The organism is Microbispora bryophytorum (genome assembly GCF_043197435.1).
GTDB classification, from domain to species: domain Bacteria; phylum Actinomycetota; class Actinomycetes; order Streptosporangiales; family Streptosporangiaceae; genus Microbispora; species Microbispora bryophytorum.
This window is the reverse complement of sequence record NZ_JBICTF010000001.1, coordinates 278,722-295,406: the sequence shown is the minus strand read 5'-3', so window position 1 is coordinate 295,406 and position 16,685 is coordinate 278,722. Positions and strand designations below refer to the sequence as shown.

The window sequence follows — 16,685 nt, the reverse complement described above, 5'->3', positions numbered from 1 at the left end:
ATGCTGGACACCCGCTGATCCGTCCCCGGCCGTCCGTAGACTGGGACGGTGATTTCCCGTATCGACCTGCGCGGGTCCCTTCCCGCCGACCTGCGCGACGTGCTGCCCCGCGCCGAACTCGACGTCGAGGCCGCCCTGGAGAAGGTGCGGCCCATCTGTGAGGACGTACGCCATCGTGGCGCGGCAGCCGTACGGGAGCTGACCGCGAGATTCGACGGCGTCGAGCTGGAGTCCGCCCGGGTGCCCGCGCAGGCCCTCACCCGCGCCCTGGAGGAGCTGGACCCGGCAGTGCGCGCGGCGCTGGAGGAGTCGATCCGCCGCGCCCGGCTGGTCCACCGCGACCAGCGGCGCACCGACACCACGACGCAGGTCGTGCCGGGCGGCACGGTCACCGAGCGCTGGGTGCCGGTCGACCGCGTGGGGCTGTACGTCCCCGGCGGCCGGGCCGTCTATCCCTCCAGCGTGGTCATGAACGTGGTGCCCGCCCAGGAGGCGGGCGTGCCCTCGCTGGCCGTCTCCTCGCCTCCGCAGAAGGAGTTCGGCGGCCTGCCGCACCCCACCATCCTCGCGGCCTGCGCGCTGCTCGGCGTCGACGAGGTGTACGCCGTGGGCGGCGCCCAGGCCGTGGCGATGTTCGCCTACGGCACCGAGGAGTGTCCCCCGGCCACGATGGTGACCGGCCCCGGCAACATCTGGGTGGCCGCGGCCAAGCGCCTGCTCAAGGGCCGCATCGGCATCGACTCCGAGGCCGGGCCCACCGAGATCGCGGTCCTCGCCGACGAGACCGCCGACCCCGTGCACGTCGCGGCCGACCTGATCAGCCAGGCCGAGCACGACGTCATCGCCGCCTCCGTGCTGGTCACCACGAGCGTGGAGCTGGCCGACGCGGTGGAGAAGGAACTGCCCGGCCAGGTGGCCGCGACCCGGCACGGCGAGCGGATCACCGAGGCGCTCGCCGGCCGTCAGTCGGGCATCGTGCTCGTCTCGGACGTCGAGGACGGGCTGAAGGTCGTGGACGCCTACGCCGCCGAGCACCTGGAGATCCAGACGGCCGACGCCCGCGCGGTCGCCGCCCGGGTGCGCAACGCCGGTGCGATCTTCGTCGGGCCGTACGCGCCGGTGTCGCTCGGCGACTACATGGCGGGCTCCAACCACGTGCTGCCGACCGGCGGCTGCGCCTGCCACTCCTCGGGACTGTCGGTGCAGACGTTCCTGCGCGGCATCCACGTGGTGGACTACAGCCGCGAGGCGCTGGCCGGGGCCGCACCGCACGTGTGCGCGCTCGCCGACGCCGAGGACCTGCCCGCCCACGGCGCCGCGATCCGCGCCCGCTTCGACTGGGAAGTGCCCGCATGACGACGCTCGACGACCTGCCGATCCGCGACGACCTGCGCGGCAAACAGCCCTACGGCGCGCCGCAGCTCGACGTACCGGTGCAGCTCAACACCAACGAGAACCCCTACCCCCCGTCGGCCGCGCTGATCGACGATCTCGCCCGCGCCGTGCGGCAGGGCGCGGCGACGCTGAACCGCTACCCCGACAGGGACGCCGTCGAGCTGCGCAAGGATCTCGCCGACTACCTCGGCCACGGGCTGACGGCACGCCAGCTGTGGGCGGCCAACGGCTCCAACGAGATCATCCAGCAGATCCTCCAGGCGTTCGGCGGCCCCGGCCGCTCGGCCATCGGGTTCGAGCCGTCGTACTCCATGCATCCGATCATCACGGGCGGCACGAACACCCGATGGATCGAGGGCCTGCGGGGGGAGGACTTCGCGATCGACCCCGGCGCGGCCGTGGCCGCGATCGAGGAACACCGCCCCGACGTGGTGTTCCTGACCTCGCCGAACAACCCGACCGGCACGGCCCTGCCGCTGGAGGTCATCGAGCGGATCCTCGCCGCCGCGCCCGGCATGGTCGTGGTGGACGAGGCGTACGCCGAGTTCGCCCGCGCGGGCACGTCGTCGGCGCTGACGCTGCTGCCCGGCAACCCCCGGCTGATCGTGACGCGCACCATGTCCAAGGCGTTCGCGATGGCCGGCACCCGGCTCGGCTACCTCGCCGCCGACCCGGCGGTGGTCGACGCCATGCTGCTGGTCCGCCTGCCCTACCACCTGTCCACGCTGACGCAGGCGGCGGCCCGGGTGGCGCTGGCGCACCGCGAGGAACTGCTGGGCGCGGTGGACGCGCTGCGGGCCGAGCGGGACGCCACCGTGGACTGGCTGCGGGGGCATGGCCTGGTAGCCGCCGACTCCGACGCCAACTTCGTGCTGTTCGGTACGTTCGCGGACCGGCGGTCCGTGTGGGAGGGACTGCTCGATCGCGGGGTGCTGATCCGGGAGACCGGCCCCGCCGGCTGGCTGCGCGTGTCGATCGGCACGCCGGAAGAGATGGCGGCGTTCCGCGCCGCGCTGGAAGGGGTCCTCGCATGACCGAGCTCAACGAGCGCCGCGGCCGCGTCGAGCGCACGACGAAGGAGACATCGGTGCTGGTCGAGGTGGGCCTCGACGGCACCGGGATCGTCGAGGTGTCCACCGGCGTCGGATTCTACGACCACATGCTCGCCCAGCTCGGCAAGCACGGCCTGTTCGACCTGACCGTGAAAACCGAGGGGGACCTGCACATCGACGCCCACCACACGATCGAGGACACCTCGATCGCGCTCGGCGCGGCGTTCCGCGAGGCCCTGGGCGACAAGTCGGGCATCCGGCGGTTCGGCAGCGCCTCCTGCCCCCTGGACGAGGCGCTCGCGCAGGTCACGGTGGACCTGTCCGGCCGGCCGTACCTCGTCCACACCGAGCCCGAGGGCATGGCCCCGATGATCGGGCCCGACTACGACACCACCATGACCCGGCACATCCTGGAGTCGTTCGTCGCGCAGGCGGCGGTCTGCCTCCACGTGCACGTGCCGTACGGGCGCAACGCCCACCACATCGTGGAGGCGCAGTTCAAGGCGCTCGCGCGGGCGCTGCGCGCGGCGTCGGAGCGGGACCCCCGGGCGACCGGCGTGCCCAGCACCAAGGGAGTGCTCTGATGACTTTGGCGTCCGGCGGGATGATCTTTATCGGCCTCTTCCTGATCGGCGGGGTCATCTCGGGCATCCGGCAGGGCCTCAAGCTACTGGCGGCGCTCGCCGGCGTCGGGGCCGCCGCGGCGATCACCGCGGGAGTGATGTGGTGGCAATGAGCAAGCGCGTGGTCGTGCTCGACTACGGCTCGGGCAACCTCCGCTCGGCCGAGCGGGCGCTGGCCCGGGTGGGGGCGGACGTCACCGTCACCGCCGACTTCGACGCGGCCCTCGGCGCGGACGGGCTCGTCGTCCCCGGCGTCGGGGCGTTCGCCGCGTGCATGGAGGGGCTGAAGGCGGTGCGCGGCGACCAGATCGTCGGCCGCCGCCTGGCCGGCGGGCGCCCGGTGCTGGGGATCTGCGTCGGCATGCAGATCCTGTTCGAGAAGGGCGTCGAGCACGGCGTCCACACCGAGGGCTGCGGCGAGTGGCCCGGCGTGGTCGAGCGGCTCGACGCGCCCGTGCTGCCCCACATGGGGTGGAACACCGTGACCGCGCCCGAGGGCGGCGTGCTGTTCCGCGGCCTGGAGGAGGGGACGCGCTTCTATTTCGTCCACTCCTACGGCGTGCGCGATTGGCGGCTGGAGGCCGGCGACGGCTTCCGCCGGCCGCTGGTGACCTGGGCGGAGCACGGCGCGCCCTTCGTGGCCGCCGTCGAGAACGGTCCTCTCATGGCCACCCAGTTCCACCCCGAGAAGTCCGGGGACGCCGGGGCCGTGCTGCTGTCCAACTGGCTGAGCACGTTGTGAGCGTGTCCGGCACGCGAAATCTCGAGGCAGCGGTGCGACACTGGGAACCTGCGGCACGCGACGGCTTCCACCCACGGGCACGCGTCCCTCTCCGAGGGCGCGGTGTTCCCGGTCGTGGACACGGTGTTCCCCCGATCGGGGCCGCGGCGCCTGCGGCCGTCCAGGCCGTGACCGGACCTGAGCGGGAGGCCCGATGAGCAAGGAACGGGCCCGCCGGAGGGCGGAGCGCGAAGCCGAGCGCGAACGCCTCGCGGCGGCCCGGGCCGAGCGCGACGCGAGGGCCGCCAGGCGGCGCGAGATGCGCGCACGGCTCGTCGGGCCCGTCACCGGAGCCGTGGCCGCGGTGCTGCCGCGGCCGGCGAGGCCGGTGCGGGTGGCCCGGCAGCGGGGGTATCTCGCCCGCCGCCGCCGCACGGAGAACGCCGTCGCCGTCGTGCTGTGGTTCCTCGTCCAGGCGCTCGCCTGGATTCTGCTCGACTCGTGGATGGCCCGCCTGGGCGTGTTCCTCGGTTCGATCCTGCTTCTCCCGGTGCTCGTCACCATCGTTTTCGACCGGAGGTCATGACCAAATGTCGCTCGTATTGCTCCCAGCCGTCGACGTCGCCGACGGCCAAGCCGTCCGCCTCGTGCAGGGTGAGGCGGGGACGGAGACCTCGTACGGGGATCCGCTCGCCGCCGCCCTGGCCTGGCAGAAGGCGGGCGCGGAGTGGGTCCACCTGGTCGACCTCGACGCGGCGTTCGGCCGGGGGAACAACCGCGAGCTGCTCGCCTCCGTCGTCGGCGCGCTCGACGTGAACGTGGAGCTGTCCGGTGGGATCCGCGACGACGCCTCGCTTGAGGCCGCGCTGAGCACCGGCTGCCGCCGGGTCAACATCGGCACCGCCGCGCTGGAGAACCCGGAGTGGTGCGCCAAGGCGATCGCCGAGCACGGAGATCGCATCGCGGTGGGGCTCGACGTGCGCGGCACGACGCTGGCCGCCCGCGGCTGGACCCAGGAGGGCGGCGACCTGTGGGAGGTGCTCGACCGGCTGGAGTCGCAGGGCTGCCCGCGCTACGTCGTCACCGACGTCACCAAGGACGGCACGCTTCGCGGTCCCAATCTCGACCTGCTGCGCGAGGTCTGCGCGCGGACCGACCGCCCGGTCGTCGCCAGCGGCGGGGTGTCCTCACTGGACGACCTGCGGGCGATCGCCACGCTCGTGCCGGACGGCGTCGAGGGCGCCATCGTGGGCAAGGCGCTGTACGCCCAGGCGTTCACGCTGGAAGAGGCGCTCGCGGCGGTGACGGTGGCATGAGCACTCCGATGCCCGAAGGGCGGATCTCCTCCGGCGGCCCCTGGGAAGACCGTTACGGCTACGCCCGCGCGGTCGTAGCCGGGCCGCACGTGCTCGTGTCCGGCTGCACCGCCACCGTGGGCGGTGAGGTCCAGCATGTGGGCGACGCCTACCAGCAGACGCTCACCGCCTTCTCCATCGCGCTGGACGCCGTCGAGAAGGCCGGGATCACCCGGGCCGACGTGGTTCGGACCCGCCTGTACGTGGTGAACGCCGCCGACTTCGACGCGGTCGGCAGAGCCCACGGTGAGATCTTCGGCGACGTGCGGCCCGCCTGCACGAGCGTGCAGATCACCGGGCTGGTCGACGAGCGCATGCTGGTCGAGGTCGAGGTCGAGGCCTACCGGGCGGCGGAACGTGGCGACGACGAGGGCTGAGCGATGACGGTGGCGGTGCGGGTGATCCCCTGCCTTGACGTGGACGCCGGCCGGGTCGTCAAGGGGGTCAACTTCGAGAACCTCAGGGACGCGGGCGACCCCGTCGAGCTGGCCGCGCGTTACGACGCCGAGGGGGCCGACGAGCTGACCTTCCTCGACATCACCGCCTCCTCGGGCGAGCGCGAGACCATGCTCGACGTGGTGCGCCGTACGGCCGAGCAGGTGTTCATCCCGCTGACGGTCGGCGGAGGCGTGCGGTCGGCCGACGACGTGGACCGGCTGCTGCGCGCCGGCGCCGACAAGGTCGGCATCAACACCGCGGCCATCGCCCGGCCGGAACTGCTGACCGAGACCTCGCGCCGGTTCGGGTCGCAGTGCATCGTGCTGTCGGTGGACGCGCGCCGGGTGGTCGACGGGCCGCCCACGCCCTCCGGGTTCGAGGTGACGACTCACGGCGGGCGCCGGGGGACCGGCATCGACGCGGTGGAGTGGGCCCGGCGCGGGCAGGAGCTCGGCGTCGGGGAGATCCTGCTCAACTCGATGGACGGCGACGGCACCAAGTCGGGATACGACCTGGAGATGCTGCGGGCCGTACGGGCGGCGGTGAGCGTTCCGCTGATCGCCTCCGGCGGCGCCGGGCGCCTGGAGGACTTCCCGCCCGCGGTGGACGCCGGGGCGGACGCCGTGCTGGCCGCCTCGGTCTTCCACTTCGGCCAGCTCAAGATCCACGAGGTCAAGGACACGCTGCGCGCGGCCGGTCACCCGGTCCGCTGAGCGCCCGCCGGGGGCCGGGATCCGGCCCCCGGCCGGTGGGTCCTCAGTCGATGTCGACGATCGCCGTGGGGTAGGCGTCCGGGCCGGTGCCGAGCGAGGAGGACGCCATCGACTGGTACTGCCACTGTCCCTGGAAGCCGCCGTGGCCACACCCGTTGTCGCCCCAGCAGGTCGTGGCCGCGGAGGCGTCGTGGGCCGGCTGGGCCGCCGCGAGGCCGACGGCGGCGAGGAACGCCAGGCCCAGCAGGCTCGGGAAACGCTTGGCACGCATAGCTGTCTCCTGTCCGTCAATGGATAGTGCGGCGCTCGGAGTCCGCGCTCCTCAATGGTCGGCCGGACATCACACAACCGTCCATACCAATCACCCCAAATAGGGCGATAGTGGGCGAAAACCGGCATAGGCCGTTGTGGGGCCTTTTATCGCGAGCGTCTGCCAGGGGCGCGAGGGCCAGGGCCGCGAGGGCCAGGGCCGCGAGGGCCCGGGGGAGCGGATGTACGGAATCTCCCCCCACGAGCCCTAGAGTGGCCGGTGATCATCGTCTCGCCACGCGGAGGAACATGTGTCCGGCCCCACCTCGCTCGACGACGTCCGCCGCCGGATCGACGAGCTCGACGCCCGCCTGACGACGCTGCTGGCCGAGCGCCAGCGTCTCGTGCGCGCCGCGGCCGCTTTCAAGACGGATGAGCAGGCCGTGCGGGCTCCGGACCGGGTGGAGCGGGTCGTGACCGCGGCGCGGGAGCGCGCGGAGCGCGAGGGGTTGTCTCCGGAGGTCGCCGAGGCCGTCTGGCGGGCGATGATCGGGGCGTTCGTGGAGTACGAGCTCACGGAGCACCGGCAGCGCGGGTAGCGGGGTCGCCGCGCGCCCGCTCTCGCCACCGGAGCCCCGGGGGCACCCGGGTGTGGGAACGGGATGCGGGGGCAGAGGTGCCGGCCGTGGGGGGTGCGGCGGTCGCCGGTCGCGTAGGGATGCGAAAGGAGAGGCCGGCGGAGCAAGGGCGGATGCCCTGCCGGCCTGTGCGCAGAGCCGTGGCTCTGACTGTCAGCGCGGTCCGACGGTCGTCGGTCGCCGCCTGGGGTCGTCGTGGTCGGGGTTGCCTGAGGGAGAGCGGGGCCGGGCGGTCCGCGGCCTCAACTCAGGACCGAGGTGAAGAAGGTCGCCAGTCGGCTGGCTCCGGTGTTGACGGTGTCGAAAACGCCTCGCACGGCGCCTGCCGCCGCGTGCGGCTGGCTGTAGAGGTAGAAGACCACGAACGCGATGGCCGCGTACGTAAGAACCTTCTTCACCTTCATCGGGGGGCCTCCTGCAATCGGTATCCCGGTTGTTTGTACCCGGCGGCAGTGTTGATCATAACTAGCCGAGAGGACATGAGGCCGTTCCGCCCTCATCGTGAGACGGCGGGATGGGCGGGCTTCTCGCGCCGCGCCGGCGAGTCCGGGCGGGCCTGCCGGGACGCCGCGGTTCACGGCCGGAAAGGGCGCGGCCGAGGCCGGAAGCCAAGGCCGGAAAGAACGCGGCGAAGCCCGAATACGGCGGGTTCAGCCCGAAATGGGCAGGATCTGGCGTGAATGGGCAGGATGCGGCTCGGATGAACAGGGCTCAGCCCGGATGGGCAGGGCTCGGCCGGGAACGGCCGAGGTCCGGCCCGCAATGGGCCGGGCTCAGCCCGAAACGAGCGAGGTGAAGAACGCGGACAGGCGTTCGGCTCCCGTGCCGATGCCCCCGAACAGGTTCTTGACCGCGTCGGCGGCGTTCGCGGGCTGCGTGAACAAATAAAAGATCACGAACGCGATGGCCAGGTAGGTCAGGACCTTTTTGAGGTTCATCCGGGCTCCCAAACGCTCCTACACATCGTGCTCCGGTCTCATGCTGCCCCATTGCACGGCCTTTACGTGGAGGATTCCGGACAACTCTCACGACTTCGTTCTCATGGCCCCAATCGGGCCTCTTGGAGCCGGGCGACCGCCGCGGCGTCTCCGTCGTACGTCACCCGGGCGTGCTCCTGTCGTCCGAACGCGAACATCAGCAGCTCCGACGGTTCACCGGTGACCACCACGGCGGGCTCCGCCATCCGCCCGGCGGCCTTGGCCCCGTCCGGACGGCGGAGCACGACCCCCACCGGAGCCTTGCGCAGGAAGAGCCGGGCGCCGCCGCGCAGCCGGTTCCAGAACGCCTCCTGCAGGTCCCGCGGGATGACTCGGGGCTCCCAGCCGGCCTGCGCCCGGCGCACGTCCTCGTGGTGGACGAAGAGCTCTATCGTGTTGACGATCTGGTCCAGGCGGGGGACCAGTCCGTACGGCGTCCAGCGCGGGGGCCCGTGACGGACGAGCCCGACCAGCTCGGGATAGGGGTGGCTCCGCGTGATGCGGTCCTGCACGGAGGCGGTGTAGCCCGCCAGGAAAGGCAGCGCGATGCCGGGCGCGGCGTCGAGCCTGCGCTCCCGCAGGACGAGATGGGCGGCGAGATCCTCCGTCGACCACCCCTCGCACAGCGTGGGCGCCCCGGGGCCGAGGCGGTCGAGCAGGTCGCAGAGCGCCGCGCGCTCCGTCTGGGCGTGTGTCACCTGATCAGCCTATGCGTCCGTGATCCCGGCCGGACCGGCGGTCGCGCATCACCGAGGAATAAACAGGTTGATCAGAATGATAGGGAGTAACTAGGACCAAGGGCTTGGGTGGCGTCGGTCCGGTGACCGATCCGGTGGCGTCCCCGAGTGAGTAACGTCCCCCTCCGGGGCGCTCGCAGGGAGCGGCCCCAGCTGGTCCCCCGATCGGAAGGAACGCACCGCGTGCCGACGAAGGAGTCCCCCGCGCGGCCCGGCAGCTCAGTCATGCTCCAGGGTCTCAAGGTCATCGGCGTGTCGATCAGAACCGAGCCGAGGATCTTCACCGGCGCGGTCCTCGCCAGCGCCCTTTACGGCGGGATGACCGTCGCCGCCTCCTGGGCGCTCGGCTGGGCGACCGACAACGCGGTGCTGCCCGCGTTCGCGGACGGCGCGGCGAGCACCGGCGCGCTGACCGTGGCGGCCCTGCTGATCGTGGGCGTGGCGGTGCTCAAGGCCGCGGGGATCATGGGGCGGCGCATCATGGCCGGGATCCACCAGTACCGCATGCAGGCCCATTCCCGCCGCGCCGTCACCCGGCAGTATCTGCGGCTGCCCCTCGCCTGGCACCACCGCCACCCGACCGGGCAGCTGCTGTCCAACGCCAACTCCGACGTCGAGGCGGCCTGGGGGCCGCTCGCCCCGCTGCCGATGGCGGTGGGCGTGGTCGTGATGCTCGTGACGGCCGCCGTGGCGATCGTGCTGGTCGACCCGGTGCTCGCCGTCGTCGGTTTCCTGATCTTTCCGGCCGTGGCCGTGCTCAACCTGGTCTACCAGCGCAGGCTCTCACCCCTCGCGATGCGGGCCCAGCAGCTGCGGGCCGAGGTGAGCGAGGTCGCGCACGAGAGCTTCGACGGCGCGCTCGTCGTCAAGACCCTCGGCCGGGAGGACGCGGAGACCGCGCGGTTCCAGGCGAAGGCCGACGCGCTGCGGGACGCGAACGTCGCCGTCGGCCGCGTCCGCGGGCTGTTCGACCCCCTGCTTGAGGCGCTGCCCACACTGGGCGTGCTCGCCGTGCTGCTCGTCGGGTCGCTGCGGCTGGAGTCGGGCGGCGTCGCCGCCGGCGACCTGATCCAGGTCGCCTACCTGTTCACCCTTCTCGCCTTCCCCGTGCGGGCGCTCGGCTGGGTGCTGGCCGAGCTGCCGCGCAGCGTCGTCGGCTGGACGCGGATCAGGGACGTCCTCGACGCCACCGGCTCCATGGAGTACGGCACCGCCCGCCTGGACGCCCCCGGGCCTGCCCGGGTGGAGGCCGAGGGCGTCTCCTACGCGTACGTGCCGGGAAGCCCGGTGCTGAAGGACGTGGGCCTCGCCGTCGCGCCGGGCCGCACGATCGCGCTCGTCGGGCCGACCGGGGCGGGCAAGTCGACGCTCACCCAGCTGCTCGCGCGCCTGATCGACCCCGGCGAGGGCGTCGTGCGCGTCGACGGCGTCGACCTGCGCGAGGTCGCCAAGGGCGAGGTGAGCGCCGCGGTGGCGCTCGTCCCGCAGCAGACGTTCCTGTTCGACGACACCGTGCGGGGCAACATCGCGCTCGGCGGGCAGGTCCCGGACGAGCGGGTCTGGGCCGCGCTGCGGCTCGCGCAGGCCGACGGCTTCGTCAGCGCGCTGCCGTCCGGCCTGGACACCCAGATCGGCGAGCGCGGCGCCACGCTGTCGGGAGGCCAGCGCCAGCGTCTCGCGCTGGCCCGCGCGGTCGTGCGCGAGCCCCGGCTGCTCATCCTCGACGACGCCACATCCAGCGTCGACCCGCAGGTCGAAAAGCGCATCCTTTACGGCCTGCGCGACGGCGCCGCCGAGGCCACGGTGATCGTGGTCGCCTACCGGATGGCGACGATCGCGCTGGCCGACGAGGTCGTCTACCTGGAGCAGGGCGTGATCGCCGACCACGGCACGCACGAGGAGCTGCTGGTCCGCTGCCCGGGCTACCGCGACCTCGTCACCGCCTACGAGCGCGAGGAGGCCGAGCGGGCCGCGCTCGACACCGATGAGGAGGTCGTCGCATGACGCACGGCCCGAAGCCCTTGACGAGGAGTGTGACGCGGTGACCGCCGTGACCGACACGGCCGCAGGGGAGACCTCGTCCCTGCGGTCGGCCGACCGGGGCGCCCTGGAGACGCTCAGGCAGGGCCTGCGGCTGTCGCCGGAGTTCCGCCGCGGGCTCGCCGGGACGCTCGTGCTGGCCGTGCTGGCGACACTGGGCAAGGTCGTCGTGCCGATCGCCGTGCAACAGGTGATCGACCGCGGCCTGGGCCCGGGCGAGCCCGACCTGCCGTTCATCCGGAACGCCGTGGCCCTGTGCGCGCTCGCCGTCGTGCTGACCGCGCTGTGCGGCTACCTGATGAACGTCCGGCTGTACCGCTCCACCGAGTCGGGCCTGGCGGCCCTGCGCGGCAAGGGCTTCCGCCACGTGCACGACCTGTCGGTGCTGACGCAGAACACCGAGCGGCGCGGCGGCCTGGTCTCCCGGGTGACCGGCGACGTCGACCAGATCAGCACGTTCATGCAGTGGGGCGGGCTCATGGTCATCGTGTCCGCCGGTCAGCTGGTGGTGGCGACCGTGCTCATGGCCGTCTACTCCTGGCAGCTCACGCTGATCGTGTGGGCCTGTTTCCTGCCGCTGGTGCTGGCCCTGCCCCGGTTCCAGCGGCTGGTGGCCAAGGCGTACACCCGGGTGCGCGAGCGGGCCGGTGACGTCCTCGCCGCCGTCAGCGAGTCGGTCGTCGGCAGCGCGGTGATCCGGGCGTACGGCTCGGAGGACCGCACGGCCGAGCGGATCGACACGGCGGTGGACGGGATGCGCGCGGCGCAGACCCGGGCGCAGAAGATCGTCGGGTTCACGTTCCCGGCCACCGAGCTGATCGCCTCGATCACGGTCGCGCTGGTGGTCGTGGCCGGGGTCGGGCTGGGCGTGTCCGGCTCGATCACGGCGGGGCGGCTCATCGCGTTCCTGTTCCTGATCACGCTGTTCATCAGCCCGCTGCAGACCGCGACCGAGGTGCTGAACGATGCGCAGAACGCCATCGCCGGATGGCGGCGGATCCTGGGCGTGCTCGACACCCCGGCCGACGTGGCCGACCCGGAGAACGGCGCCGTGCTGCCGCGCGGCCCCATCTCGGTCCGCTTCGACGGCGTGGGCTTCGCCTACCCCGGCGGCCCGCCCGTCCTCCACGACGTGTCGGCCGAGATCCCGCCGCGCACCCGGGTCGCGGTGGTGGGGGAGACCGGCTCGGGCAAGACGACCTTCGCCAAGCTGCTCACCCGGCTCATGGACCCGACCTCCGGCCGGATCCTCGTGGACGGGATCGACCTGCGCACGGTCGGCTTCTCCTCGCTCAGGGAGCGGATCGTCATGGTGCCGCAGGACGGGTTCCTGTTCGACTCGACGCTTGAGGACAACATCCGCTTCGGACGGCCCGCGGCGACCCGGGAGGAGATCACCCGGGCGCTGACCGAGCTCGGCCTGGCCGACTGGCTCGACGGCCTGCCCGCCGGGCTGGACACCCCGGTCGGACAGCGGGGCGAGTCCCTGTCGGCCGGGGAGCGGCAGCTCGTCGCGCTCGCCCGCGCGTACCTCGCCGACCCCGACCTGCTGCTGCTCGACGAGGCCACCTCCGCCGTCGACCCCGCCACCGAGGTGCGCCTCGCCCGCGCCCTCGACGGAGTCACCCGCGGTCGTACGGCCATCTCGATCGCCCACCGCCTGTCCACCGCCCAGGCGGCCGACGAGGTCGTGGTGTTCGAGCACGGCCGGATCGTCCAGCGCGGCCCGCACGCCGTCCTGGTCGAGCAGCCCGGCGTGTACGCCGACCTCTACGCGTCCTGGACCACCGCCACCACCGCCCGCTGAACCTCCGGTCGGTGACATTAAACGTCACTGATATCGAACGTCACTGACGTCGGACGTCACTGACGTTGAATGTCACCGACGTTGGACGTCAGCGACGTCGCCGGCGGGAGCACGCCGTGCGCCGGGTGGGCGACCTGCCGCCGTCGCTGGTGACCACGCCGGCCGGGCGGGCCCCCATAACGGCGGCGGGGGAGGCAGGGGAGCGGCGGCGGGGAGGCTGGGTGCGCAGCGGGGAGACGGGGTAGCGGCGGCGGTGGCGGCCGGGGCCTGCGGCACAATTGGCCTCATGGCCCTCGACCCCAAGATCGCCGACCGGCTGAAGCGCACGCCGGACGGCCTGGTGCCCGCGATCGTCCAGCAGCACGACACCGGCGAGGTGCTCATGCTCGCCTGGATGGACGACGAGGCGCTGCACCGCACGCTCACCAGCGGCCGGGCGACCTACTGGTCCCGCAGTCGCGGGGAGTACTGGGTGAAGGGCGACACCTCCGGCCACGTGCAGTGGGTCAGGCACGTGGCGCTCGACTGCGACGGCGACACGATCCTGCTCAAGGTCGAGCAGGTGGGGGCGGCCTGCCACACCGGCGACCGCACCTGCTTCGACGCCGACGTCCTCGACGTGATCGGCACGCCGTGACCGCTCCGGCGCCCGCCCGCGACCAGGCGCGTACGGCCCGGCGCACGCTGCTCGCCTGGCTGGCGGCCTGCGCCGTGGGAGGCGGCCTCGCGCTGCTGGCCGCGGGCCGCGTGTGGGTCACGCTCGGCACGGCGGAAGGTCCTGCGGGAGCGGGCGGCGGCTCCCTCACCGGCAACGACCTGGTCGCATGGCTCACTCCCGCGGCGCTGGCCGCGCTCGCCGCGGTGCTGGCCGTGCTGGCGACCAGGGCGGTCGCGCGGCGGGTGACGAGCGTGGTGGTCGCCCTCCTCGGCGCGGCGGTGGCGGCCGGGGCGTGGGACGGCACGCGGGGCGCGACGATCGCCTCCGTGGCCGCGCGGCACATGACGACCGCGGTGACGTCCTCCGGTCACATCTCGGTGGAGTCGCGCGCCTGGGTCTGGCCGGTGCTGGCCGCCGTGGGCGGGCTCGTCCTCGCCGGGGCGGGCGTGGCGGCGGCGGCCCTGAGCGTGCGCTGGCCCGGCATGTCGAGCAGGTACGAGCGGGGGGCCGGGCGCGCGGGCACGAGCGGCGCCACCCGGGTGAAGGACGCCGACAGGGCGATGTGGGACGCGATCGACGAGGGCGAGGACCCCACCGCGTAGAGGACCCACCGCGTAGAGGACACACCGCGTAGAGGACTCACCGCGTAACGGTGCGCCGGCGGGGGAGTCCTCCCGTGCGAGTTGGACCGTTCCCGGCTCAGATTACAAATCATCCACAAAGCGGATTATGGCCCGGACTGGCCGCCCTGCTGCCGATAGGCTTCGCGCCGACATCTGATCACCGCGCAGGAGACCGAATGAGCCACGGGAGTCGGCCGGGCGGCACGGGCGGCCACGGCCACCCGTCCGGCCGGAGTGACCGGCCTCCGGCCTCCGGCGGCCATCGCCACCCGCTCCGGCCGGTCCGCACCGGCACCGGTCACCCACCGGCGCCGGCGGAAACGGCATGGTCGTCGCGTCGCTCCTCCCCGGCGTCCCCGGCCCGTCCCCATACGGTGCTCCGCGGATCCTCGGGGTCGTCTCCGGTCTCATCGCGCTGAAGAAGATCTGAGACTCCTTTTCCCCACTCACGCAGGAGCACCACATGACGTACGGCAACGATCCGGGCTACAACCCGGGTGGTAACCCCCAGAACCAGCCCGGCCCTCAGGGCGGCTACCCCCCGCCTCAGGGTGGCTACCCCCCACCTCAGGGCGGATATCCCCCGCCTCAGGGCGGCTACCCGCCGCCTCCCCAGGGGGGCTACCCGCAGGGCGGCGGTTATCCGCCGCCGCAGGGCTCCTACCCGGCCCCGCACGCCGGTGACCAGTACGGCGGCCAGTACGGCAATCAGTACGGCGGCCAGTACGGCAATCAGTACGGCGGATACCCGGCTCCCGAGTTCGCGCACTGGGGCCTGCGCGTCGGCGCCACGCTGATCGACGGCCTCATCGTCGGCGTCCCCACCTGGATTCTGAGCATCATCGGCAGCGCCCTGAGCGCGAGCTCGGTGGACGAGGAGACCGGCCAGGTCGGCTCCGGCTTCGGCATCGGCCTGTTGCTCTCCCTCGTGGCGCTCGTCGTGTGCATCGGCCTCGCCCTGTGGCTGAAGCACAAGGAGGGCACGACCGGCCAGACGGTGGGCAAGAAGGTCGTCGGCATCCAGACGGTCAAGGAGCAGACCGGCGAGTACATCGGCTTCGGCATGGCCGTCGTCCGGGGCATCTGCCACATCGTGGACGGCCTGCCCTGCTACGTCGGCTACCTGTGGCCGCTCTGGGACGCCAAGCGGCAGACCTTCGCCGACAAGATCGTCGGCACGGTGGTCGTGCGCGCCCCGCGTTAGGCTGACCTCCATGGAAGTGACCGGACGGCGCGGGTGGGACCGGGTGTGGTCGCTGCGCGCGCCGTTCGGCGCCGCGGCCGCTCTGACCGCGGCGGTGACCTTCCTGGCGGTGGTCGACCCGCACGAGCCGGGTCACTACCCCGTCTGCCCCCTCTATTACCTGAGCGGCCTGTACTGCCCCGGGTGCGGGGCGCTGCGCGCCGTGCACGACCTCGCCCACGCCGACCTCGCCGGGGCGGCGCGGATGAACCTGCTCTTTGTCTTCTGCGTTCCTGTCGTTATCACGTTGTGGGCGCGCTGGGCGTTACGATCATGGCAGGGACGGCCCACGCGCCCGGACATCGCGCGCCCCGCATACCTGTGGGGACTCCTCGTCGTCGCGGCCGTCTTCACGGTGGTGCGTAATACGCCTCTCGGGCAATTCCTCGCACCGTGAATCGACCCGGTGGCGGATCGACGCGAGACGGGCCGATACCATCGCAGGGCAGGACACGCAGAGCAGCCGACCGGAGGGACCCTTACGCGTGAGCGAGCGGACAGGTAAATCGCGCGAGCTCCGAGCCGAAGGCGAGGAGGACGCGTGAGTGTTCTTGAGGACATCATCCTGGGCGTGCGGGAGGACCTCGAGGAGCGGCAGCGCAACGTGCCGATCGAGGAGCTCAAGCGGCTCGCCGCCCGTGCACCCGAGCCCCGGGACGCCTACGCCGCGCTCGGCGGCGACCGGGTGTCGGTCATCGCGGAGGTGAAGCGGTCGAGCCCCTCCAAGGGCGCGCTCGCCGCCATCGCCGACCCCGCCGCCCTCGCGGCGGACTACGAGGAGGGCGGCGCCCACGTCATCAGCGTGCTGACGGAGCAGCGCAGGTTCGGCGGGACGCTCGCCGACCTCGCGGCCGTGCGCGCGGTCGTGGACATCCCCGTCCTGCGCAAGGATTTCATCGTCACCTCCTACCAGCTGTGGGAGGCCAGGGCGCACGGTGCGGACCTCGCCCTGCTCATCGTGGCCGCCCTCGACCAGGAGGCGCTCGTCTCGCTGATCGAGCGGGCCGAGTCGATCGGGCTCGCCCCGCTCGTCGAGGTGCACACCGAGGAGGAACTGGTCCGCGCGGTCGACGCCGGAGCGAAGATCATCGGGGTGAACGCCCGCGACCTCAAGACGCTTGAGGTGGACCGCGAGGTGTTCGCCACGCTCGCGCCCAAGGTGCCGGACGGCGTCATCAAGGTGGCCGAGTCCGGAGTGCGCGGCCCCCACGACCTGCTCGCGTACGCGCGGGCGGGGGCGGACGCCGTGCTGGTGGGCGAGAGCCTGGTCACCGGCAGGGACCCCAAGGCGGCGGTCAACGATCTCGTGACCGCGGGCGCCCACCCGGCCTCCCGGCAGGACACCGGCTCCGAGAGGCACTCGTGAACGACAGCGCAGCGGAAGGAGGCCGCGTGACCGCGACGGAGGGGACCATC

The 16,685-nt window shown here is 72.6% G+C and carries 22 protein-coding genes; 18 read left to right on the top strand and 4 right to left on the bottom strand.

Annotation, left to right across the window (positions count from 1 at the left end; genetic code table 11):
• Window positions 1–48: 48 nt before the first annotated feature.
• The 9 genes from hisD (at window position 49) to hisF (ending at window position 6,297) form a co-directional block, all read left to right on the top strand.
• Window positions 49–1,356, top strand: a complete 1,308-nt coding sequence (gene hisD / locus ACGFIB_RS01390) for a histidinol dehydrogenase (RefSeq protein WP_142568666.1) — start codon at window positions 49–51, stop codon at window positions 1,354–1,356.
• Window positions 1,353–2,429 (top strand): histidinol-phosphate transaminase, encoded by a 1,077-nt coding sequence (locus ACGFIB_RS01385; RefSeq protein WP_357240224.1) that lies wholly within the window; start codon window positions 1,353–1,355, stop codon window positions 2,427–2,429. The genes hisD and ACGFIB_RS01385 overlap by 4 nt, the downstream gene beginning before the upstream one ends.
• The gene (gene hisB, locus ACGFIB_RS01380; protein WP_142568671.1) at window positions 2,426–3,031 is read left to right on the top strand and encodes an imidazoleglycerol-phosphate dehydratase HisB; all 606 of its coding nucleotides are present in this window, start codon (window positions 2,426–2,428) and stop codon (window positions 3,029–3,031) included. Before ACGFIB_RS01385 ends, hisB begins: the two co-directional genes overlap by 4 nt.
• Window positions 3,031–3,183 carry a hypothetical protein gene (locus tag ACGFIB_RS01375; protein ID WP_167748135.1) on the top strand — a complete coding sequence of 51 codons (153 nt, stop codon included), beginning with the start codon at window positions 3,031–3,033 and terminating at the stop codon, window positions 3,181–3,183. The genes hisB and ACGFIB_RS01375 overlap by 1 nt, the downstream gene beginning before the upstream one ends.
• Window positions 3,180–3,812 (top strand): imidazole glycerol phosphate synthase subunit HisH, encoded by a 633-nt coding sequence (gene hisH / locus ACGFIB_RS01370; RefSeq protein WP_142568673.1) that lies wholly within the window; start codon window positions 3,180–3,182, stop codon window positions 3,810–3,812. Before ACGFIB_RS01375 ends, hisH begins: the two co-directional genes overlap by 4 nt.
• Before the next feature lie 193 nt (window positions 3,813–4,005).
• Window positions 4,006–4,377 (top strand): hypothetical protein, encoded by a 372-nt coding sequence (locus ACGFIB_RS01365; protein WP_142568675.1) that lies wholly within the window; start codon window positions 4,006–4,008, stop codon window positions 4,375–4,377.
• A gap of 4 nt (window positions 4,378–4,381) precedes the next feature.
• Window positions 4,382–5,107, top strand: coding sequence for a bifunctional 1-(5-phosphoribosyl)-5-((5-phosphoribosylamino)methylideneamino)imidazole-4-carboxamide isomerase/phosphoribosylanthranilate isomerase PriA (gene priA, locus ACGFIB_RS01360; RefSeq protein WP_142568677.1), 726 nt, complete (start codon window positions 4,382–4,384; stop codon window positions 5,105–5,107).
• Window positions 5,104–5,523 carry a RidA family protein gene (locus tag ACGFIB_RS01355; RefSeq protein WP_208762101.1) on the top strand — a complete coding sequence of 140 codons (420 nt, stop codon included), beginning with the start codon at window positions 5,104–5,106 and terminating at the stop codon, window positions 5,521–5,523. Before priA ends, ACGFIB_RS01355 begins: the two co-directional genes overlap by 4 nt.
• 3 nt (window positions 5,524–5,526) lie before the next feature.
• The gene (gene hisF, locus ACGFIB_RS01350) at window positions 5,527–6,297 is read left to right on the top strand and encodes an imidazole glycerol phosphate synthase subunit HisF (protein WP_142568679.1); all 771 of its coding nucleotides are present in this window, start codon (window positions 5,527–5,529) and stop codon (window positions 6,295–6,297) included.
• Window positions 6,298–6,340: 43 nt separating this feature from the next.
• On the opposite strand, the gene ACGFIB_RS01345 is transcribed toward hisF, so the two are convergent.
• Window positions 6,341–6,568, bottom strand: a complete 228-nt coding sequence (locus ACGFIB_RS01345; RefSeq protein WP_142568680.1) for a hypothetical protein — start codon at window positions 6,566–6,568, stop codon at window positions 6,341–6,343.
• A gap of 289 nt (window positions 6,569–6,857) precedes the next feature.
• Between ACGFIB_RS01345 and ACGFIB_RS01340 the strand changes: the two genes are divergently transcribed.
• Window positions 6,858–7,145, top strand: a complete 288-nt coding sequence (locus ACGFIB_RS01340; protein ID WP_079319720.1) for a chorismate mutase — start codon at window positions 6,858–6,860, stop codon at window positions 7,143–7,145.
• Between the two features lie 281 nt (window positions 7,146–7,426).
• Here the strand turns inward: ACGFIB_RS01340 and ACGFIB_RS01335 are convergent, their stop codons facing one another.
• The 3 genes from ACGFIB_RS01335 to ACGFIB_RS01325 form a co-directional block, all read right to left on the bottom strand.
• Window positions 7,427–7,588 carry a hypothetical protein gene (locus ACGFIB_RS01335; protein WP_167748136.1) on the bottom strand — a complete coding sequence of 54 codons (162 nt, stop codon included), beginning with the start codon at window positions 7,586–7,588 and terminating at the stop codon, window positions 7,427–7,429.
• Window positions 7,589–7,957: 369 nt separating this feature from the next.
• The gene (locus tag ACGFIB_RS01330) at window positions 7,958–8,122 is read right to left on the bottom strand and encodes a hypothetical protein (protein ID WP_167748137.1); all 165 of its coding nucleotides are present in this window, start codon (window positions 8,120–8,122) and stop codon (window positions 7,958–7,960) included.
• 101 nt (window positions 8,123–8,223) lie between these two features.
• Window positions 8,224–8,859 carry a TIGR03085 family metal-binding protein gene (locus tag ACGFIB_RS01325; RefSeq protein ID WP_393367732.1) on the bottom strand — a complete coding sequence of 212 codons (636 nt, stop codon included), beginning with the start codon at window positions 8,857–8,859 and terminating at the stop codon, window positions 8,224–8,226.
• A 264-nt stretch (window positions 8,860–9,123) separates the two neighbouring features.
• On the opposite strand from ACGFIB_RS01325, the gene ACGFIB_RS01320 reads away from it, so the two are divergent.
• The 8 genes from ACGFIB_RS01320 (at window position 9,124) to trpC (ending at window position 16,635) form a co-directional block, all read left to right on the top strand.
• Entirely contained in the window at window positions 9,124–10,902 is a 1,779-nt protein-coding gene (locus ACGFIB_RS01320; protein ID WP_393368432.1) for an ABC transporter ATP-binding protein, read from the top strand.
• Between the two features lie 37 nt (window positions 10,903–10,939).
• Window positions 10,940–12,745, top strand: a complete 1,806-nt coding sequence (locus tag ACGFIB_RS01315) for an ABC transporter ATP-binding protein (protein WP_357258024.1) — start codon at window positions 10,940–10,942, stop codon at window positions 12,743–12,745.
• Between the two features lie 116 nt (window positions 12,746–12,861).
• Window positions 12,862–12,990 carry a hypothetical protein gene (locus tag ACGFIB_RS01310; RefSeq protein ID WP_393367730.1) on the top strand — a complete coding sequence of 43 codons (129 nt, stop codon included), beginning with the start codon at window positions 12,862–12,864 and terminating at the stop codon, window positions 12,988–12,990.
• A gap of 41 nt (window positions 12,991–13,031) precedes the next feature.
• Window positions 13,032–13,382 (top strand): phosphoribosyl-AMP cyclohydrolase, encoded by a 351-nt coding sequence (gene hisI, locus ACGFIB_RS01305; RefSeq protein WP_393367728.1) that lies wholly within the window; start codon window positions 13,032–13,034, stop codon window positions 13,380–13,382.
• Window positions 13,379–14,005, top strand: coding sequence for a Trp biosynthesis-associated membrane protein (locus ACGFIB_RS01300; protein WP_393367726.1), 627 nt, complete (start codon window positions 13,379–13,381; stop codon window positions 14,003–14,005). The genes hisI and ACGFIB_RS01300 overlap by 4 nt, the downstream gene beginning before the upstream one ends.
• Before the next feature lie 484 nt (window positions 14,006–14,489).
• Complete coding sequence (locus ACGFIB_RS01295; RefSeq protein WP_393367724.1) at window positions 14,490–15,230, top strand: RDD family protein; 741 nt, start codon at window positions 14,490–14,492, stop codon at window positions 15,228–15,230.
• Window positions 15,231–15,240: 10 nt separating this feature from the next.
• On the top strand, window positions 15,241–15,666 hold the full coding sequence (locus ACGFIB_RS01290; RefSeq protein WP_191050610.1) for a DUF2752 domain-containing protein: 426 nt from the start codon (window positions 15,241–15,243) through the stop codon (window positions 15,664–15,666).
• 144 nt (window positions 15,667–15,810) lie between these two features.
• Window positions 15,811–16,635 carry an indole-3-glycerol phosphate synthase TrpC gene (trpC, locus tag ACGFIB_RS01285; protein WP_142568694.1) on the top strand — a complete coding sequence of 275 codons (825 nt, stop codon included), beginning with the start codon at window positions 15,811–15,813 and terminating at the stop codon, window positions 16,633–16,635.
• The last annotated feature ends 50 nt before the right edge of the window (window positions 16,636–16,685 follow it).